This window comes from Streptomyces sp. NPDC014889 (genome assembly GCF_043081205.1).
Taxonomy (GTDB): Bacteria; Actinomycetota; Actinomycetes; order Streptomycetales; family Streptomycetaceae; genus Streptomyces.
In genome coordinates this window covers 93,472-113,685 of sequence record NZ_JBIBWH010000008.1, presented here as the reverse complement: position 1 = coordinate 113,685, position 20,214 = coordinate 93,472, and the positions used below count along the sequence as shown (strand labels likewise).

Genomic DNA, 20,214 nt, shown 5'->3' with positions numbered 1-20,214 from the left:
ATGCGCCCCATGGCCCAGATGGCGATGGTGATGAACCTCGACAAGTGCATCGGCTGCCACACCTGCTCGGTCACCTGCAAACAGGCGTGGACCAACCGGACCGGCGTCGAGTACGTGTGGTTCAACAACGTCGAGACCCGGCCAGGACAGGGCTATCCGCGCCGCTACGAGGACCAGGACACCTGGCAGGGCGGCTGGACCCTGAACCGGCGCGGCCGGCTCACGCTCAAGGCCGGCGGCCGCTTCAAGAAGCTCGTCAGCATCTTCTCCAACCCCAACCTGCCGAGCCTGGACGACTACTACCAGCCCTGGACGTACGACTACGAGACGCTGACCGACGCCCCGTTGCAGGAACACATCCCGGTCGCCCGCCCCAAGTCCCTCATCACCGGCAAGGACATGAAGATCTCCTGGTCGGCGAACTGGGACGACGACCTCGGCGGCTCCGCCCAGCACGGCGAGAAGGACGTCCTGCTCGGCGAGATCTCCGAGCGGATCAGGCTGGAGTTCGAGCAGACGTTCATGTTCTACCTGCCGCGCATCTGCGAGCACTGCCTCAACCCGTCCTGCGCGGCCTCCTGCCCCTCCGGCGCGATCTACAAGCGCACCGAGGACGGCATCGTCCTGGTCGACCAGGACCGCTGCCGCGGCTGGCGGATGTGCGTGACCGGATGCCCGTACAAGAAGGTCTACTTCAACCACCGCACCGGCAAGGCCGAGAAGTGCACCTTCTGCTTCCCCCGCGTCGAGGTCGGCCTGCCCACCGTCTGCTCCGAGACCTGCGTCGGCCGGCTGCGCTACATCGGCCTCGTCCTCTACGACGCGGACCGCGTCCTCGAGGCCGCCACCACCCCCGACGACACCGGCCTGTACGACGCGCAGCGCCGCGTGTTCCTCGACCCGGACGATCCGCGGGTCGCCGACGCGTGCGAGCGGGCGGGCATCCCCCGGGACTGGATCGAGGCCGCCCGGCGCTCCCCGGTGCACGCCCTGATCAACACCTACCGGGTGGCGCTGCCGCTGCACCCGGAGTACCGCACCCTGCCCATGGTCTGGTACATCCCGCCGCTCTCCCCGGTCGTCGACGCCGTGCGCGGGACCGGGCACGACGCCGAGGACCACCGCAACCTGTTCGCCGCCGTCGACTCCCTGCGCATCCCGGTGGACTACCTCGCCCGACTGTTCACCGCGGGCGACCCGGCCCCGGTGGACACCGTCCTGCGCAAACTGGCCGCCATGCGCTCCTACATGCGCGACATCAACCTCGGCCGCGAACCCGACCCCGCCATCCCGCGGGCGGTCGGGATGGAGGAGGAGCAGATGTACGACATGTACCGGCTGCTGGCGCTGGCCAAGTACGACGAGCGGTACGTCATCCCGCCCGCGCACGCCGAACAGGCCCACGACCTGGAGGAGTCGGTCACCGAGTGCGCCCTGGACTACGAGGGCGGCCCCGGCATGGGAGGCTCCGGACCCTTCGGCGAGACCTCCGGCGGCGCCGCGCCGGTCGCCGTGGAGAACTACCGGGCCCTGCGCGACCGGCAGACCTCCGACACCCCGGCCGCCCCCGTCGGCAAGGACACCCGCGTCAACCTGCTCAACTGGGACGGCAAGGGCTCCCCGCCCGGCCTGTTCCCGCCCCAGGACCGGACCGCCGGAGCCGACGGCGACGCGGAGGCCGGGCCGAAACCATGAGAAGGAGAACCAGGACCGCACCGGCCCGCACCGAGCCCTGGCACGCCTGCGCCTGGCAGGTCCAGTCCCTGCTGCTCGCCTACCCGGACGAGGAGTTCCCCGAGCGGCTCGCCCTGGCCCGCCGCGCGGCCCCCACCCTGCCCGACCGCGTCCGCGCGCCCCTGCTCCGCTTCACCGGGCACGCCGAGCACACACCGGCCGGCGAACTCGCCGCCGCGTACGTCGCCACCTTCGACCACCGCAGGCGCTGCTGCCCCTACCTGACCTACTACGCGCACGGCGACACCCGCAGGCGCGGCGTCGCGCTGCTCCGCCTGAAGCAGACGTACGCCGCCGCCGGACTGCGCCTCGCGGACGACGAACTGCCCGACCACCTCGCCGTCGTCCTGGAGTTCGCGGCCGCGGAGCCGGCCACCGGACACCGGCTGCTCACCGAGCACCGCGCCGGTCTCGAACTGCTCCGCCTCGCCCTGCGCGCCGAGGACTCGCCCTGGACGGCCCTGCTGGAGTCCGTCTCCGCCACGCTGCCGCCGCTGAAGGGCGACGAGCAGCGGGCGGTCGCCCGGCTCGCCGCCGAGGGCCCGCCCGAGGAACAGGTCGGGCTCGCCCCGTACACGCCCCCGCAGTTCATGCCCGGCCCGGCAGGAGGCCCGCGATGACGACCGCACCCGCGCAGCCGCTCACCACGGCGGCCCAGGCCGGCACGGGCAGCACCCTGCTGTGGGTGGTTCTGCCCTACCTCGCGCTCGCGGTCTTCGTCCTCGGGCACATCTGGCGCTACCGCTACGACAAGTTCGGCTGGACCACCCGCTCCTCCCAGCTCTACGAGAACCGGCTGCTTCGGATCGGCAGCCCGCTGTTCCACTTCGGCATCCTCGTCGTGATCCTCGGCCACATCGGCGGGCTGGTCGTCCCCGAGAGCTGGACACGGGCCGCCGGCATCAGCGAGAACACGTACCACTGGCTGGCCGTCGTCCTCGGCACCATCGCGGGCGTGTGCACGGTGGGCGGCCTTGCCATCCTCATCTTCCGCCGCCGCACGGTCGGTTCGGTGTTCTCCGCCACCACCCGCAACGACAAGGCGATGTACGTCTCGCTCACCGTGACCATCGCGCTCGGCCTGTCCGCCACCGTCGCCGCCAACGTCGTCGGCGGGGGCTACAACTACCGGCAGACCATCTCCCCCTGGTTCCGGTCCATCTTCGCCGTGCAACCGCGCCCGGACCTGATGAACGGTGTACCGCTGCTGTTCCAACTCCACGCCATCAGCGCCATGCTGCTCTTCGCCGCCTGGCCCTTCACCCGGCTGGTCCACATGCTCACCGCCCCGTTGGGCTACCTCACCCGTCCCTACATCGTCTACCGCAGCCGAGACCCGCGCCTCGGAACACGGCCGCCGCGACGCGGCTGGGAACGCATCGGGTGAGGGGGCGGCATCCGACATGCCGCACTGTGCGCCGTTGGCGCTGAGCGCGAACTCGTGACAGCCCGCTACCCATCACCAAATGCAATGACGTCCAAGGATATTACGGGCGAACCGTAGGCCCGATCAGCGACCGAACCTCGCTGACGAATCGACGTCGACATCCGGACTTTGTGACTTCGGTGCGCCGGGCATCTTTCTCGTGTCCACTCGGATGATCTAAGCTTTTGGCGATCACGAGGTGCCCGCAGGGTCGCTCGCAGGTGTCGGAATTGACTGTTCTCCGGGGGGATTTCAGGCATGTGGACCACCATGGACCGAGGGCGACAGGTACACGCGGGAATGTCCCCTGCCCGGCCTTGGGGAACTCACTCCCTTCGCTGCGGTTCGCCTCGGCCGTAGCCCGCCCGGAAAACAGCTGTCCCGCTCGGCGCGGTGCGCCCGGGACTTGCCGGTGAGCCCTGACAGTCGTGCCGGCCACGCGGGGTCATCCACCGTGACGGGGTCATGAACGCTCTCCGTGCCTTTCTTCGGCGGTGCCGTCGACCTGGTGTGCCGGCATCTTCATCCGCTCCGACTTCTCTTTTCGCGGAAGGAAATCAATGGCTGACGAGATGGTGCTCCGCGCCCAAAGATTTATCAACACGACCTATGGGAATGGCGCAACGCTCGGGATATCCAAGCTCGAAGAGAATGGCCAGACCGGCTGGCCGGTCATGTACGCCCTGACCCGGGCACTGCAGTACGAGATGGGCATCACCGCACTGTCGAACTCGTTCGGGCCGACAACTCTGGCGACCATCGGCGAGAAGTACGGCAAGCTCGACGAGAAGACCATTCCTTCGGCGAACTTCTGCCGGATCATCCAGTCCGCTCTGTACTGCAAGGGGTACGACGGCGGCGAGATCGACGGAACCTACAACGACCGGGTCAAGGCCGCCGTCACCAAACTGCATCAGAACATGGGCGTCTCCGGGATCTACCCGGGCGGCTCGCTGTGGCCGAAGACGACCAAGGGCCTGTTCAACATGGACGCCTACGTCACCGTCAACAGTGGCTCGGACACCATCCGTTCCATCCAGCAGTGGCTGAACGGCCGCTATCTGCTGCGCAAGGACTTCTATGTCATCCCCTGCGACGGCCACCACTCCCGGGACGTCGCCACGTCCATGCTCTTCGCCATCCAGTACGAACTGGGCATGGCCGACGGCACTGCCAACGGCGTCTTCGGCCCCGGCACCCAGTCGGGCCTGAAGTCGCACACCGTCTCCACCGGCACCACCGGCGTCTGGGCACAACTCTTCACCGCCGCCATGGTCCTGAACAAGCGGAACGTCCCCTTCGGCGACTTCACCGCCACCGTGCAGTCCGGGGTGGAGAGCTTCCAGTCCTTCTCGAAGCTGCCGGTCACCGGCAAGGGCGACTTCCAGACCTGGGCATCGCTGCTGGTCTCCTACGGCGACCAGTCCCGCAAGGGCACGGCCTGCGACGGCGTCACCATGGTCACCCCGCCTCGTGCCCAGGCCCTGAAGGACGCCGGCTACGCGTACATCGGCCGCTATCTCTTCAACCCGTCCAGCACTTCCCTGCCGGAGAAGCAGATCCAGCCCGGCGAGCTCGCCGTCATCAAGCAATACGGACTGCGTTGTTTCCCGATCTACCAGACCTGGAGCCGCTCCGCCGACTACTTCCGCTACTCCCAGGGCTGCATCGACGCCACCAACGCCATCGAGTGGGCGAAGATGCACGGGTTCAAACCGGGCACCATCATCTACTTCGCGGTCGACTACGACGCCATGGACGGCGAGATCACCGACTTCGTCCTCCCGCACTTCCGTGGCGTGATGCGGACCATCGGCGAGAACTCGAGCTACGGCGTGGGCGTCTACGGTCCGCGCAATGTCTGCCAACGGGTCGCGGACGCGGGGTACGCGGCGACGAGCTTCGTCTCCGACATGTCCTCCGGTTTCTCCGGCAACCTCGGCTACCCGCTTCCCACCAACTGGGCGTTCGACCAGATCTCCACCGTCACGGTCGGCTCCGGCAGTGGTGCGGTCGAGATCGACAACAACATCGCTTCCGGGCGCGACACCGGCCAGGGCGACTTCGACCCGGGCAGTCCGCTGGAGAACGACCTGGACACCGACCTCGACAAGGCCGCGTACAAGTCGGCCATGCTCGGCGACGTCCAGCGTTACCTGACCTCCATCGGCGTGCCGGAGACCGGTGGCGAGGGTTGGACCGCGGACGACGACTGGGTCACGTACGGCCTGGTCACCACGACCGAGGCCTTCAACATGGTGATGGACGCCGACTGGCTCTTCACCAACCTGGCCCGCACCCTCAAACTCCGCAAGGCGCTGATCCAGGCCCCGGTTCTGTGGGAGCTGCGCAAGCTCAATCCGCTGGACGCAGTCGCGGACGAGGCCGTCAAGCACGGCCTGCGGGACGACTGCAGCACCGGCTGGGGGCAGATATTCGCCTGGGTGACCATCGAAGCCCGTAACTACTGCCTGCAACAGGGCATCATCAACGGAAGCCCGCTGACGAGCGGCGACACGCGTGCGGTCTGGGACAGACTCCAGGAGCCCGAGTACAACATCCCGTCCGTCGCCTACCTGACGATCTACAACGCCCATCAGCTCGGTATCGCCCGGCCGAGCCTGACCACCAGCCTGGCCGACACCCAGGCGCTGCTCGCCCGCTACAACGGTACGGGTGACAAGGCCGCCCAGTACGGCCGGGAGCTGATCGGTCTGTACAACGTCCTGGAGAACTACAACAGGCTCAGCCGCGCCAGCTGAGCCCGGAGGTCCCGTGAAGAACGCGCAGCCGTGGAAGTCCTTCGTTCCCGTGGCGGTCAATCTGCTGCTCGGGATTCCGGCGATCGTGCCGGTCTTCCTGGTCTGGTACGTCCTGTCCAACGGCCCGCTGGCCGAGCTGGGCCTGACCAGCCGGGACCCGAACGAGGACGACGGGATGATGCTCTGGCTGGTCATCGTCGTGCCCGTGGTGGCCTGTTTCGGGGGGATCTGGGCGCTGGTCAACATCTGGCTGCGGCGCAGGCTGTTCACCGCCCCGCTGCCGTACCCGTACTGGCTGGTGTGTGGGACGGCGACCCTCGCCCCCTTCTTCGTGGGAATCGGAATCGGCTGAACGGATGCCGCACGGCGTGACGCGCAGGCACGGCACCGCAGGACATCACAGAGGCAGAAGAGGAAGAGGAAACGTGGAGAACGGAATAACTCGACGGAACGTGGTCAGGGCCGCGGCGGTGCTCGGCACGATGGCCGCCACCGGTGCGGTGCCGTTCGTGGCCTCGGCGGCGGACACGGCCGCCGGAAGGAACGAGCAACACGCGAAGAAGCCGCAGCAGACCACGGTCAACGGCTGGCCGGTGCAGAGCAACGCCGACCGTGACTCCCAGGTGTGGACCCGCTCGGTGGCCGGCACCGGACTGAGCGTGCCGGTGTGGATCGGCGACCCGGAGGCGATCCTGCTGTACGTGGTGCGCCGGTACCACTACGAGGTGACGCAGATCCGGGCCGGTGAACTCGCCGGCTGGCAGCAGGCGAGAACACTCGACGCCAAGGCCCCGGAGTCCAATCTGGCCTCCGGCACCGCGGTCCGTATTCGTCCCGGAGCCGCCGCCAGGGGAAGCCTCTTCCCGCTCCAGGAGATCGTGGTTCGCGACATTCTCGCCGACTGCGAAGGTGTTGTCCGCTGGGGCGGCGACGACTCCCTGGTCGACGAGTCCCTGTTCTACCTCGACCGTGGGCCTGCCGACCCGCGGGTTCGTGAACTCGCCGACAAGGTGCGCAGGGAGGATGCGGCCCCCGGCCAGGGCGCGGGGAGGGCCGTGAATGTCATGGCCCACTCGCGACGGGACCGTGCGAACCGCCTCGCCGGAGTGCAGCGCGGGAGGTGATCCACACCCCTGGCGCGTGAGGTGAGCGTTGTCCCACCAGCCGTCGTCGGTACGGTCCACGCTGTTCCGACGACGGCAGCGGCGGAGCAAAAATCAGTGGCGGTGCTTCGCCGCGCTCCCCTACGGTGAGGCGCGCGACATGAGTTCTCGTTGAGGAAGAGGAGGTGTGACCCATGGCTGTCTCGGTGATGGGCGCTGCCCGCAATCCCAGGATCATCCACTCCACCTCCGCGGCCACCGGCTGACACCTCATGCCACGCCCGCGCACATCCGCGCGGGCCGTCGGGGCCGCCCTCGTGAAGGGTTCCCCCTTGCGTTCCTCCGCTTCTTCCGTTCCCTCCGTTCCTTCCTCCGTCTCGCCGCACCCTCTCGCCCCCTACGGCTGGGACGAGGGCTGGGAGACGGCCTTCACCCCGTACACCGCCGAAGGCCTGCTGCCGGGCCGGGTGATCCGGGTCGACCGGGGACAGTGCGACGTCGTCACCGCCGGCGGTGTGCTGCGCGCCGACACCGCGTTCGTCACCCCGCACGACCCGATGCGGGTGGTGTGCACCGGCGACTGGGTCGCCGTCGAGCCCGGCGGCAACCCGCGCTACGTCCGTACGACACTGCCGCGCCGCACCGCCTTCGTGCGCTCCACCTCCTCCAAGCGGTCCGAGGGGCAGATCCTCGCCGCCAACGTCGACCACGCGATCGTCGCGGTGTCCCTCGCGGTCGAACTGGACCTCGGCCGCATCGAGCGCTACCTGGCGCTGGCCTGGGAGTCCGGCGCGCAGCCGCTGATCGTGCTGACCAAGGCCGACCTCGTGCCCGACGCGACGGGCCTGGGGTACCTCGTCCAGGACGTGGAGACGAGCGCGCCCGGGGTGCCCGTGCTGCCGGTCAGCGCCATGACCGGGGACGGACTCGACGTCCTCCTCGCCGTCGTCTCCTCGGGCACGTCCGTGCTCCTCGGCTCGTCCGGAGCGGGCAAGTCCACGCTCGCGAACGTGCTGCTCGGCGACGACGTCATGGTCGTGCAGGCCGCACGGGACGTCGACGGCAAGGGCCGGCACACGACCACCACCCGCAATCTGCTCGCACTGCCCGGCGGCGGTGTGCTGATCGACACCCCGGGGCTGCGCGGAGTGGGCCTGTGGGACGCCGAGAGCGGCGTCGGGCAGGTGTTCTCCGAGATCGAGGAACTGACCGGGCGGTGCCGGTTCCAGGACTGCGCCCACGACAGCGAGCCGGGATGCGCGGTGCTGGCCGCCGTCGACGCCGGTGAGCTGCCCCACCGGCGGCTGGAGAGCTACCGCAAGCTCCTGCGCGAGAACCAGTGGATCGTCGCCAAGACCGACGCGCGGCTGCGCGCGGAGATCCGACGGGACTGGAAGCGCAAGGGCGCCGAGGGCCGGGCCGCGATGGAGGCCAAGCGGGGGCGGTGGCGCTAGCCCTGTGTGCCGCGCCGGGCGTGGTGTCCGTTTTCCGCCAGCAAGATCCCCCTGCGGAGACGGACACTGGACGGCGTGATGGACGAGAACACCAGGTACGAGGCCGTACGCAGCCGGGACGGCCGGTTCGACGGGGAGTTCTTCTTCGCCGTCGAGACGACCGGGATCTACTGCCGTCCCAGCTGCCCGGCCGTCACGCCCAAACGGCACCACGTGCGGTACTACGCCACGGCCGCCGCCGCGCAGGGCGAGGGCTTCCGCGCCTGCCGGCGCTGCCGGCCGGACGCGGTGCCCGGCTCCGCCGACTGGAACGTCCGGGCCGACGCCGTCGGGCGCGCCATGCGGCTGATCGGCGACGGTGTGATGGACCGGGAGGGCGTCGCCGGGCTCGCCGCGCGGCTCGGCTACAGCGAGCGGCAGGTGCGCCGGCAGCTCACCGCCGAGCTGGGCGCCGGACCCGTCGCGCTCGCCCGTACCCAGCGGGCGCACAGCGCGCGGGTCCTGCTCCAGACCACCGACCTGCCGGTCACCCGGATCGCGTTCGCGGCCGGGTTCGCCAGCGTGCGGCAGTTCAACGACACCATGCGGTCCGTCTACGCGGCGACGCCCAGCGAGCTGCGCGCCACCGCCCGCAGGACACGGGGCCGCCGTCCCGCGGCGCCCACCGCGGGCATCCCGCTGCGGCTCGCGCACCGGGGCCCCTACCAGTCCGGTCCCGTCTTCGACCTGCTGGAGCGCGAGGCCGTGCCCGGCGTGGAGGAGATCGGCGGCCCGCCCGGCCGGCGGACCTACCGCCGCACCCTGCGGCTGCCGTACGGCACCGGGACCGTCGCCGTGGACGAGCGCTCCGGCGCGCCGCGGGCCGGGTCCGGCGCGCACCCCGGCGGCTGGCTGGAGGCCCGGCTCCACCTGACCGACCCGCGCGATCTGACCACGGCCGTGCAGCGGCTGCGCCGGCTGTTCGACCTGGACGCCGACCCGTACGCCGTCGACGAGCGGCTCGGCGCGGACTCGCGGCTGGCCCCGCTGGTCGCCGCCAGGCCCGGCCTGCGCTCGCCGGGCTCGGCGGACCCGCCGGAGACGGCGGTCCGGGCGCTGGTGGGTCCGACGGCCGCCGCGGAGCTGGTACGGCGCTACGGCAAGGTGCTGGACGCGCCCAGCGGCACCCTGACCCACCTCTTCCCCGAGCCGGCCGTCCTCGCCGAGGCCGAGCCGGACGGTCCCCTCGGCGCCCTGGCCGCCGCCCTCGCCGACGGCACGGTGCGGCTGGACGCGGGCGCCGACCGCGACGACACGCACCGGGCGCTGCTCGCCCTGCCCGGCCTGGACCCTGCCACGGCCGCCGTCATCCGCACCCGGGCCCTCGGCGACCCCGACGTGGCCCCGCCCGGCGCGGCCGCCCCCGAAAGCTGGCGCCCCTGGCGCTCGTACGCCCTGCGGCACCTGTGTGCCGCCCAAGAGCTGGAGACGACCCCATGACGACTCCTACCGGTACGACGTACTGGACCACCCTCGACAGCCCGCTGTGCCCGCTGCTGCTGACCGCCGACTCCTCCGGCGCGCTGACCTCGCTGTCCGTGCCCGGCCAGAAGGGCGGTCGCGAGGTCCAGGCCGCCTGGCGACGGGACACCGGGCCCTTCCGCGAGGCGGAGGAACAGCTCCGGGCCTACTTCGCCGGTGAACTCAAGGAGTTCCGGCTGCCGTTGCACACCTCCGGCACAGCGTTCCGGGAGCGCGTGTGGGCCACCCTCGACGACGTTCCGTACGGCTCGACGACCACGTACGGCGAGATCGCCGCGCGGATCGGCGCTCCCCGGGCCGCCGTTCGGGCCGTCGGCGGAGCCATCGGCGCCAACCCGCTGCTGCTCCTGCGCCCCTGCCACCGCGTGATCGGCGCGGACGGCTCCCTGACCGGGTACGCGGGCGGGCTCGAACGGAAGGTGCGGCTGCTCACCCTGGAGGGCGCCCTGTAAGCGCGTCAGCCCTGGCGCTCGCGGGCCACCCAGCCCCGTTCGTAGGCGTGCCAGCCCAGTTGGAGCCGGGTGCTCACCCCGGTCAGCTCCATCAGCCGCTTCACCCGGCGCTGCACGGTCCGCAGGCCCAGGTCGAGCTGCTTGGCGACGCTCGCGTCGGTCAGCCCGGCCAGCAGCAGCGACAGCACCTCCAGATCGATGGCGTCGGGGCCGTCCGGGCCCTCCTCGGTCACGCCGGACGCCCCGAGCCGCAGCGGCAGCGCCTGCCGCCACACCGACTCGAACAGCCCGTACAGCAGCTCCAGCAGTCCGCTGGCGTGCACGACCAGCGCGGTGGGCTCCGGGGTGTGCGACGTGAGCGGCACCATGGCGAGCGTGCCGTCGGCGACGACCAGCTTGGTCGGCACCGTCTCGACGACCCGCACCTGTTCGTCGCGGCTGAGTGCGGCGGTCAGCTCGGCGACGCCGTTCGGACGGTCCAGAACGGCCCGTTCCAGAACCACCCGGTAGCGGACGCCGCGGGCGACCGCCTGCTCCTCGGCGTGGTTCTCCAGCGAGGAGACGGCGATCGGGTTGCCCGTGACCAGCGCGCAGACCTCCTCGCTCGCCCCGAGCTGGAGCTGGAGGAAGCGCTGCGCGACCGCGGGGGCGCCGGTGACCACCTCCACCAGGTCGTGCACGGCGGGCTCGGAGGCGGCGGCGCGGTACTCCTCGGCGAGCAGCGCGGCGGCCAGTTCCGCCTTCTCCAGTTCGTGGCGCTGCTGGGTGAGCAGCGCGCCCAGGGCCACCCCCGGCGGCGCGGCCACCCAGCGCCCCGGCCGGGCCGGGGACTGGGCCGCGAGTCCGTACCGCTCCAGGCGGCGCAGGGCGTGCTCGGTGTCCCGCTCGCCGAGCGTCAGCCGTCGCGCGAGATCGGGGACCTCGGCGGCGCCCACGGACACCAGGGCCCGGTACGCCGCCTCGTGTGTCTCGTCCAGGCCTATCGCTGCCAGCATCAGCTGCTGTCCCTCCCCTTCCGGATCCCCGGCATGACGTTCCGCGGCGTGTCGGCGGTGGCGGGAAACAGCCACGGCGCAAACCCGCCGCCGCACATCATCGCTGTACCACCGGTCACTCTGACAAGGTGGCGACACCGAGGCACCGACGGATGCCCGGTGTCCGGCCACCGGTGTGGCCTGCATGGATACGCACCCAGTGCGGTGGCCGGGGCCTTTGACCGCCCCGGCCCGCGGCGCCCGGGCCGGACACCGATGGCCGCGTCGGGGTGTTCCGGACGGCGGGATTTCGGCCGCCCGGACCGGGTGTCGCCGGGCCGCTCCTCCGTGGGGGGTGGAGCGGCCCGGCGACTTCCCTCCGGATTTTCCGATGCCCCGTTCCCACAGGGCCCGTGCGGTGGACAATTGGCGGCATGAGCCAGCAGGGGGGACGTCCCACCGGTCAAGAGGACGACTGGTGGGGCCAGTTGTACGACAACACCGCCGGGGACACCGGCCCCGCGTCCGAGGCCGACACCCTGGACGACCGCTTCGCCTCAGCGACCGGAACACTGGACGCCCCCTCGGGGGCGGCGCCGCCATCCACCCAGACACCGGACCCGGACTGGTGGCGCCGCACCCCCGAGTCCGAGGCGGCACCCAAGGCCCCGGCACCGGGGCCGGCCCGGCCCTCCGCCCCGGCCGACGGCCCGGCTCCGGGTGGTGACCGGGATTCGGGGCGGGGGGACTCCGAGCGGTCGCTTTGGTCGTCGGCACCGGCCGAGGGCCCGACATCGCAGGCTGCCGGGGACTCTGGGCCGGCGAAGCCGGAAGGATCACCTGGGCCGTCCGTCCCGGGCGAGGGACCCGCGTCGGGGGTCGCTTGGGGCTCCGGGGCGGTGGGGGCCGAAAGGCCACCGGCCGACGGGGCGGATCCGAGGGCGGCCGGGGAGGACGGGCGCGTGGCGTCGGAGCGGTCGGCTCGACCGTCCGCTCCGGGTGAGGGACCGGCGTCGGGCCCCGCGGAGTCGACGCCGTGGGGCGTCACCGGCTCCGGTTCGGGCGGCCTCTCGCCCACGGACGCCGCCGACCCGGGCGGCCCCGCCGCGAGGCGGCCCCCTTCCTCGTCCCCTTCTCCCTCCTCGTCCCCTCCTCCCTCCGCGCCCCCGTGGCCTTCTTCGCCTCCGCCGGCCTCCGCGCCCTCGTCCGCTGCCTCGCCCTCTGCTCCTCAACCGTCCTCGCCCCCGCGAGCGTCCTCGCCCCCGCGAGCGTCCTCGCCCCCGCCTAGTTCTCCGCCGCCCGCCCCCTCGGTCCCACCGCCCCCGTCCGCTCCTCCGTCCCCCTCCGCGCCCCCGCGGCCCTCCGGGTCCTCCTCGCCGCCGGAACCCCCGGGCGCCGTCGCATACGTCGGGTCCGGGCCGCCCACCTACGCCGCTGAGCCCACCGCGTTGCCCGCGGCCGATCCGGAGGCGTTGGACGACACCGTGCCGGACACCGTGCTGGACGGGGCCGCGTACGGGAGCTGCACGTTGCGGGCCGTGTCGGTGCGGGGGGACTCCGCCCGGTACCGCGGCGAGGCGCGGCGCGACACGTTGCTCACCGCGCGCTTCGGCACGGGGGACCAGGCGCTCGTGCTGGTCGCCATGGCCACCGGCGCCCGCGCCGCCCCGGGGGCGCACCGCGCTGCCGCCGAGGTGTGCCGCTGGATCGCCGAGGCCGTGGGCCGCAGCCACGCACGGCTGGCCGAGGACATCCGCGCCGCCCGGCGCGGCGACCTGAAGTCCGGGCTGCACCGCCTCACCGACCGCAGCCTCGGCAGACTCCGCGCGGACGCCGCCGAACAGGGCGTCGACCCGGAGCAGTACACGGCCGGCCTGCGCTGCCTGCTCCTGCCCGCCGACCCCGAATGCCGCGTCCGGGTGTTCTTCGGCGTCGGCCCCGGCGGCCTGTTCCGGCTGCGCGAGGGCGAGTGGCAGGACATCGAGCCGGGCGTCGCCGAGACCCCCGGCCACCCCGTGGTCGGCTTCGGCTCGCCGCCGTCCGAGACCCCGGACGGCGACCGGCTCACCATGGACCTCGGCATCACCACCCCGCCGAACCCGTACGAACCGGCGCCCGAACCGCCCCGCGAGCCCTTCCGCTTCCGCGCCTCCGTGGCCCAACCGGGTGACACGCTCCTGATGTGCACCGCCGGTCTGGCCGACCCGCTGCGCGGCGAGCCCGAGCTGTGTGCCCACCTCGCCCGACGGTGGTCCGACCCCGCCCCGCCGGGCCTCGCCGCGTTCCTGGCGGACGCCCAGGTGCGGGTCAAGGGCTACGCGGACGACCGTACGGCCGCCGCCGTGTGGGAGGCGTGAGCGCCGGGGCTGTGCCTTCATGGAGGCGGAGGATCCGCGGCAGACCGAAGGGGTGCCCGAGAGCCATGGCCAAGCAGAGCGTCGCAGAGCAGTTCGTCGACATCCTCGTCCGCGCCGGAGTCAAACGCCTGTACGGCGTGGTCGGGGACAGCCTCAATCCGGTCGTCGACGCGGTCCGCCGCAACGCCGCCATCGACTGGATCCACGTCCGCCACGAGGAGACCGCCGCCTTCGCGGCCGGCGCCGAGGCCCAGATCACGGGACATCTGACGGCCTGCGCCGGCTCCTGCGGGCCCGGCAACCTGCACCTCGTCAACGGCCTGTACGACGCCCACCGCTCCATGGCCCCGGTCCTCGCCCTCGCCTCGCACATCCCCTCGGGCGAGATCGGCCTCGGATACTTCCAGGAGACCCACCCGGAGCGGCTGTTCACCGAGTGCAGCCACTACAGCGAACTGATCTCCAACCCGAAGCAGATGCCCCGGCTGCTCCAGACCGCCATCCAGAACGCGGTGGGGCGCAGCGGCGTCAGCGTGGTCGCGCTGCCCGGCGACATCGCCGCCGAGCCCGCGCCCGAGCGGGCCGCCGAGACCGCCATCGTCACCTCCCGGCCCACCGTCCGGCCCGGCGACGCCGAGATCGACAGGCTCGTCGAGATGATCGACGAGGCCGACCGGATCACCCTTTTCTGCGGCAGCGGCACCGCGGGCGCGCACGCCGAGGTGATGGAGTTCGCCGAGCGGATCAAGTCCCCGGTCGGACACGCGCTGCGCGGCAAGGAGTTCATCCAGTACGACAACCCGTACGACGTCGGCATGAGCGGACTGCTCGGCTACGGCGCCGCCTACGAGGCCACCCACGAGTGCGACCTGCTGATCCTGCTCGGCACGGACTTCCCGTACAACGCCTTCCTGCCCACCGATGTGAAGATCGCCCAGATCGACGTCCGGCCGGAGAACCTCGGCCGCCGCTCCCGCCTCGACCTCGCGGTGTGGGGCGATGTGAAGGAGACCCTGCGCTGTCTCGTGCCGAGGGTGCGGGTCAAGAACGACCGGCGCTTCCTGGACCGGATGCTCAAGAGGCACGCGGACGCCCTGGAGGGGGTCGTCAAGGCGTACACGAGGAAGGTGGACAAGCACGTCCCGATCCACCCCGAGTACGTGGCCGCCGTCCTGGACGAAGTCGCCGACGACGACGCCGTGTTCACCATCGACACCGGTATGTGCAACGTCTGGGGCGCCCGCTACGTCTCGCCCAACGGGCGCCGCCGCATCATCGGTTCCTTCTCGCACGGCTCGATGGCCAACGCGCTGCCGATGGCGATCGGCGCGCAGTTCACCGACCGTGGCCGCCAGGTGGTGTCCATGTCCGGGGACGGCGGCTTCGCCATGCTGATGGGCGACTTCCTGACCCTGGTGCAGTACGACCTGCCGGTGAAGGTCGTCCTGTTCAACAACTCCTCGCTGGGCATGGTCGAGTTGGAGATGATGGTGGCGGGCCTGCCCTCCTACGGGACGGCCCTGAGGAACCCGGACTTCGCCGCCGTCGCCCGCGCCTGCGGCGCCCACGGCGTCCGGGTGGAGAAACCCAGGCACCTCGCCGGCGCCCTGAAGGAGGCGTTCAGCCACAAGGGCCCCGCCCTCGTGGACGTCGTCACCGACCCCAACGCCCTGTCGATCCCACCGAAGATCAGGGCCGAGATGGTCACCGGGTTCGCACTGTCGGCCTCCAAGATGGTGCTCGACGGAGGCGTCGGCCGGATGGTGCAGATGGCGCGCTCCAACCTGCGCAACGTGCCCCGGCCGTAAGCCTGTCGGGGCTGCGCCGGCTGAGGACAACCGGGCGTGGCCCATTCCACATGACTGGCCCGCGCCCGACGGGGCATGGATCTCCGTGAACGTGTTCGAACCGGAGGGGAACCGACATCGGCACGCGGACGGGGGACATGGACAGGCGCGCACGAGGGGGCGGTCCCGCGACCGTCGGGGCCTCCTCGGCTCGGACGACGGAGGAACACACGGAGAGAGCGGCGGGCGGACCCGCGGGAGACTTACCGGGGCGGCCCGTGGCGCCCCAGCTCAGGCGCAGGCTGGGCCGGGCCGATCTCAAGGCGGTGCCCGAGGCACGACGGGCGCTGCGCACACTGCTGCGCCACTGGGGCGGGCCGGGCACGTCGGACGTCGCGGAACTGCTCACCAGCGAACTGGTGACCAACGCGCTCGTCCACACCGACGCCGACGCGGTCCTGACGGCCACCGTCTCCTCGCACGGACTGCGCGTGGAGGTGAGGGACTTCGTGGCCCGCCGGCCCAGACCCCGGGCCCAGGGGACGGGCGAGAGCACCGGCGGGCGTGGCCTGGTCCTGGTGCAGTCCCTCGCGGACACCTGGGGTGTGTGCATGCACGGCGTCGGAAAGTCCGTCTGGTTCGAACTGGGCGCGGACGCCGCGTGAAACGGGTGGGGGCGCGGCCCGCACGGCCGCGCCCCCACCCGTCACCGATCGGTTCGGCCCGTTCCTAGCCGAACTGCTGCTCCAGGTCCTTGAGCTTGCGCTCCAGGGAGTCGAGACGCGGCAGGGCCATTGTGTCGTCCTCCGCGGTGAGGTCGACGGCGCTGCTCTCGGAGCCCTTGCGGACGGGCTGAAGGGACGGACGCGTGAGCGCCGGAAGCTCCGCCGCCGCTATGGCAGGCTCCGCGGTGACCTGGCTGGAGCCGCGCTCCAGGGACTGCTGCTCCGTCTGCCGGCCGCCGCGCCCGACGAAGCCGCGGTGGCCCCGGCTGAGCGCCTTCAACTGCGCCCGCTCCATGCGCTCCTGATCGCGCCGCAGCCGCCGGTTCTCCGTCTTCTGGCGCTGGTCCTCGCGCACCTCGTCGACCGCCTCGTCCAGGCTGCGCACGCCCTCCAGGAGCATCAGCGACCAGGCCCTGTAGGTCTCGCGGGGCGCCCGCAGCCAGCGCACTATGCGGATCTGCGGCAGCGGGCGAGGCACCAGGCCCTGCTCGCGCAGGGCGGCCCGGCGGGTCTGCTTCAGCGCGCGGTCGAACAGGACCGCCGCCGAGAGCGACATGCCCGCGAAGAAGTGCGGCGCCCCCGCGTGGTCGAGGCCCCTGGGCGCGTGCACCCAGTTGAACCAGGCCGCGGCGGCGGCGAACATCCACACGAGTATCCGGGAACCGAGCGCCGCGTCACCGTGGCTGGCCTCGCGCACCGCGAGCACGGAACAGAACATCGCCGCGCCGTCCAGGCCGAACGGCACCAGGTACTGCCAGCCGTCGCTCAGGCCGAGGTTCTGCTCGCCGAAGCCGACCAGGCCGTGGAAGGAGAGCGCGGCGGCCACCGCCGCACAGCAGAACAGCAGCACGTAGGAGGCGGTGCCGTAGACGGCCTCCTTGCGCCTGCGGCGCTCCTCGCTGCGCTCCCACGAGTCGTCCGCGCTCGCGTTCTCCCCGGAGGAGCGCTTGCCGCGCACGAGCACCGCAACCGCCGTCAGCACGCCCAGGAGCAGCACGGCGCCCGGAAGCAGCCAGTTCAGCGATATGTCGGTCAGTCTCATCTGGGGTCCCTTGCATTGGGATAGGGCGTAACGCCCGCCATAGTGGCCCAATCCCGTCGGCCCTCAGGGGTTTTCGGGGCAAGAGGCCGCCAAGGAGGTGCAAGGGGATGCCCGGGGCGGCGTTCTGCTCGAACTGCCGCTTGAGGGGCGGGAGTTGAGTTCGAATAAGACTACCCGTACGGATGGTTCCGCGGATAGTTCCCGCGGCAGGTGAGGGTTTTGTGAATCACCTGTGACCTTGTGGGTGTCCCAGTCGCAGGTGATCTTACGCGATGGCGGGGGCGCGCCGGACCGCCGGGGCGGGTTCGTTCCCGTGTGACGGGGGTTCAACCCGCGGCGGCGGCCGTCAGTTTGGCGATCCGGTCCGCGTCGCGGGTGCGTGGGCAGGTGACGCAGAGGTCCTCGGGGCGCACGGTGTAGAACATGCAGCAGCTCGCCCGGTCGCGGGTGGGCAGTGATTTGCCGTCCGGCCCGGTCAGCTCACGGAAGGCGGCGGATCCGACGTACGGCCGGGTCGCTCCCGGCAGCAGCAGCTCCAGTTCGCGCATCGCCCGCCGCTGCTCGCCGAGCAGATGGGCGACGTACCAGAGCCCCTCGACGACCTCGTCGGTCGCCATGCCCCACAGGGCGCGCCCGCGCCGGCGCATCCGCGGGCCGAATCCGGCCAGTACGGGCTCCAGGTGCTCGGCGACGGCCGCGCGCAGTTCGGCCCGCAGCGCCTCCTCGTCGGGCACGACGCGCGCGCCGGGCAGCGCGGCCGCGGGGTCGCCCGGCAGGCAGGCGAAGGCGGTGGGGCGTACGGCCATGCGGCCGGCGGCCCGGTCGTAGGAGACGTGGGTCGCGGGCAGGCGCGGCACCCGGCGGTGCAGGAACCACGGCACGGTGAACAGCAGGCAGGCGGGCCAGGCGTAGCGGTGCAGTCCGAAGCTCGCCACGACGTCCGGGCGGGCGGGTGTGCCGTAGTCCCGCAGCACCTGGGCGTCGTCCCAGGCCAGGAAGGCGTCCAGGCCGGTCCCGCCCGCCGCGAGGGTGGCGGCCGAGGTCCAGCCGCCGCCGTCCGGGACGGGCTCGCCGGGGCCGGGCTCCGTCACCGTGAGGCCGGGGAAGACCTCGGCGAGACGGGCGTAGGCGTCCGCCACGGCCGAAAGGGGCACAGGCATGCCGGGTCCACCGTTTTCGCATCGACTGTAGGTAAGCCTTACCTTACTTCACCGAATCGGAATGTGAAGCCTTGGCCTACAGTGCCTAAGGTGCTTGACGGCCGGGCGACAACCGGCCGTAATGACCACAAGCACCTCAAGCACCCCAAGCCCGGAGGAGAACCGTGAAGCAGGGCGCGCAGGACTCCACCGGCATCCGGACCTCCCGGGCCGGCGGGGGCGCCGTGCCCCGCGTGCCGAGCCAGCCGCGGGCCGGGGACCCGCGGAGCGAGCAGGAGCCGATGGCCGCGGCGGACCTTCCGGGGACCGGCGCACGCGGCGAGCACACGCACGGCGAACCGCCCGTGCCGGGCCCCCGGCCCCTCGTACGGCGCTCCTCCGTGCGCGGCCAGATCCTGCAGGCCCTGCGCACCGCGCTGGTGGCGGGGGAGCTGAAGCCCGGCGAGGTCTACTCGGCGCCCGCGCTCGGCGAGCGGTTCGGGGTGTCCGCGACCCCCGTGCGCGAGGCGATGCAGCAGCTCACGCTGGAGGGCGCCGTGGAGGTCGTGCCCAACCGCGGCTTCCGGGTGATCGAGCGCGGGGACCGCGAGCTCGCCGAACTGGCCGAGGTGCGGGCCCTGCTGGAGGTGCCGGTGATGCTGCGGCTGGCCCGCCGCGTGCCCGTCGAGCGCTGGGCCGAGCTGCGGCCGCTCGCCGAGGCCACCGTGCGGGCCGCGTCCTCCGGCTGCCGGGCGACCTACGCCGAGGCCGACCGCGCCTTCCACAGCGCGGTGCTGTCCCTCTCCGGGAACGAGCAGCTCGTCCAGATCGCCGAGGACCTGCACCGCCGCGCGCAGTGGCCGCTCGTCGGCGGCCCCGCCCGCCCGGCCCGCGCCGACCTCCTCGCCGACGCCTCCGAACACACCGCCCTCCTGGACGCCCTCGTAGCCCGCGACGTCGACGTGGTCCGCACCCTGGCCACCGAACACTTCGCAGGAGCGGACTAGCGCCCCGAGGGCGCGAACGGAGTACACCCCGCCCCCCGCTCGTGCCGACTACGGGCCCGACCCCCCGCTCAGGTCAAGCCCCGGCCCAGGCCCTTTCGCTGGGGTCGAGTGCGGGCCCGGCGCCCCGCTCGTGCCGTGCCTGGGGTTCAGGCCCTCCGCTGGGGTCGTCTGCGGCTCGCGCCGCCGTTGAGACCGAAGACTGCCGGGCCCCGCTCGCCGTGAGCGCGGGTGGTGGGCCCTGCTCGCGGTGAGTGCGGGCCTCGGCCCCTACTCGGGGCGGCGCGGGCCACGCCCTCCGCTGCGGCCCGTGCGGTCAGGCCTCCCGCTCGGGTTGAGCGCGGCTCGCGTACTCCGAGCGGACTGCGCGCACCTCGTGCCCCGCTCGGGCCGTGCGTGGCACGTGTGCCCGTTCGGTCGAGTGCGGCCCGGGGCCCCAGCCGGGCCGCAGCGCGGTGCGGTGGGCGCCCTCGGGCCGCCGGCGGCGGCCTACGTCCTCGGCCCGGGCGGGGAGCGGTCCACGTTCCCGCTTGGCCTGAGCGCTGCCAGAGCCGCCACCCGAGCCCTGTCCGTGCCCCCGCTCGGGCCGACCACCGCCAGGGCCCCGCTCCGGGCCGAGTGCGGCTCGCGCCGCCGTTGAGACCGAAGACTGCCGGGCCCCGCTCGCCGTGAGCGCGGGTGGTGGGCCCTGCTCGCGGTGAGTGCGGGCCTCGGCCCCTACTCGGGGCGGCGCG

General features: G+C 72.2%; 17 protein-coding genes. 14 read left to right on the top strand and 3 right to left on the bottom strand.

From position 1 onward, the window contains the following. The 9 genes from narH (at position 1) to ACF09J_RS17465 (ending at position 10,452) form a co-directional block, all read left to right on the top strand. On the top strand, positions 1-1,695 hold the full coding sequence (gene narH, locus ACF09J_RS17505) for a nitrate reductase subunit beta (protein ID WP_392306303.1): 1,695 nt from the start codon (positions 1-3) through the stop codon (positions 1,693-1,695). After that, positions 1,692-2,354, top strand: a complete 663-nt coding sequence (gene narJ / locus ACF09J_RS17500; RefSeq protein WP_392306302.1) for a nitrate reductase molybdenum cofactor assembly chaperone — start codon at positions 1,692-1,694, stop codon at positions 2,352-2,354. Before narH ends, narJ begins: the two co-directional genes overlap by 4 nt. Next, positions 2,351-3,121, top strand: a complete 771-nt coding sequence (gene narI, locus ACF09J_RS17495; protein WP_392306301.1) for a respiratory nitrate reductase subunit gamma — start codon at positions 2,351-2,353, stop codon at positions 3,119-3,121. The genes narJ and narI overlap by 4 nt, the downstream gene beginning before the upstream one ends. Before the next feature lie 599 nt (positions 3,122-3,720). Further along, entirely contained in the window at positions 3,721-5,922 is a 2,202-nt protein-coding gene (locus ACF09J_RS17490) for a glycoside hydrolase domain-containing protein (protein WP_392306300.1), read from the top strand. A 13-nt stretch (positions 5,923-5,935) separates the two neighbouring features. Beyond that, entirely contained in the window at positions 5,936-6,274 is a 339-nt protein-coding gene (locus ACF09J_RS17485) for a hypothetical protein (protein ID WP_392306299.1), read from the top strand. 73 nt (positions 6,275-6,347) lie between these two features. Continuing rightward, positions 6,348-7,046 (top strand): hypothetical protein, encoded by a 699-nt coding sequence (locus ACF09J_RS17480; RefSeq protein WP_392306298.1) that lies wholly within the window; start codon positions 6,348-6,350, stop codon positions 7,044-7,046. 251 nt (positions 7,047-7,297) lie between these two features. After that, positions 7,298-8,479 carry a ribosome small subunit-dependent GTPase A gene (gene rsgA / locus ACF09J_RS17475; protein WP_392306297.1) on the top strand — a complete coding sequence of 394 codons (1,182 nt, stop codon included), beginning with the start codon at positions 7,298-7,300 and terminating at the stop codon, positions 8,477-8,479. A gap of 78 nt (positions 8,480-8,557) precedes the next feature. Beyond that, positions 8,558-9,958, top strand: a complete 1,401-nt coding sequence (locus ACF09J_RS17470; protein ID WP_392306549.1) for a DNA-3-methyladenine glycosylase 2 family protein — start codon at positions 8,558-8,560, stop codon at positions 9,956-9,958. Beyond that, positions 9,955-10,452 carry a methylated-DNA--[protein]-cysteine S-methyltransferase gene (locus ACF09J_RS17465; protein WP_392306296.1) on the top strand — a complete coding sequence of 166 codons (498 nt, stop codon included), beginning with the start codon at positions 9,955-9,957 and terminating at the stop codon, positions 10,450-10,452. The genes ACF09J_RS17470 and ACF09J_RS17465 overlap by 4 nt, the downstream gene beginning before the upstream one ends. Positions 10,453-10,457: 5 nt before the next feature. Here ACF09J_RS17465 and ACF09J_RS17460 read toward each other — a convergent pair whose 3' ends face one another. Further along, entirely contained in the window at positions 10,458-11,447 is a 990-nt protein-coding gene (locus ACF09J_RS17460) for a helix-turn-helix domain-containing protein (RefSeq protein WP_392306295.1), read from the bottom strand. 1,015 nt (positions 11,448-12,462) lie between these two features. Between ACF09J_RS17460 and ACF09J_RS17455 the strand changes: the two genes are divergently transcribed. The 4 genes from ACF09J_RS17455 (at position 12,463) to ACF09J_RS17440 (ending at position 16,235) form a co-directional block, all read left to right on the top strand. Further along, on the top strand, positions 12,463-12,714 hold the full coding sequence (locus ACF09J_RS17455; protein ID WP_392306294.1) for a hypothetical protein: 252 nt from the start codon (positions 12,463-12,465) through the stop codon (positions 12,712-12,714). Positions 12,715-12,898: 184 nt separating this feature from the next. Then, positions 12,899-13,783, top strand: coding sequence for a protein phosphatase 2C domain-containing protein (locus ACF09J_RS17450; RefSeq protein WP_392306293.1), 885 nt, complete (start codon positions 12,899-12,901; stop codon positions 13,781-13,783). Positions 13,784-13,848: 65 nt separating this feature from the next. Continuing rightward, entirely contained in the window at positions 13,849-15,591 is a 1,743-nt protein-coding gene (locus ACF09J_RS17445; RefSeq protein ID WP_392306292.1) for a pyruvate dehydrogenase, read from the top strand. Between the two features lie 137 nt (positions 15,592-15,728). Continuing rightward, a complete protein-coding gene (locus ACF09J_RS17440) occupies positions 15,729-16,235 on the top strand; it encodes an ATP-binding protein (RefSeq protein WP_392306291.1) in 507 nt (168 codons plus the stop codon). Between the two features lie 64 nt (positions 16,236-16,299). Here the strand turns inward: ACF09J_RS17440 and ACF09J_RS17435 are convergent, their stop codons facing one another. Next, positions 16,300-17,337: a DUF2637 domain-containing protein gene (locus ACF09J_RS17435; RefSeq protein ID WP_392306290.1), complete on the bottom strand. Its 1,038-nt coding sequence runs from the start codon at positions 17,335-17,337 to the stop codon at positions 16,300-16,302. A 326-nt stretch (positions 17,338-17,663) separates the two neighbouring features. Beyond that, entirely contained in the window at positions 17,664-18,497 is an 834-nt protein-coding gene (locus ACF09J_RS17430) for a (2Fe-2S)-binding protein (protein WP_392306289.1), read from the bottom strand. Between the two features lie 164 nt (positions 18,498-18,661). Between ACF09J_RS17430 and ACF09J_RS17425 the strand changes: the two genes are divergently transcribed. Beyond that, positions 18,662-19,483, top strand: coding sequence for a GntR family transcriptional regulator (locus tag ACF09J_RS17425; RefSeq protein ID WP_392306288.1), 822 nt, complete (start codon positions 18,662-18,664; stop codon positions 19,481-19,483). Positions 19,484-20,214: the final 731 nt, after the last annotated feature.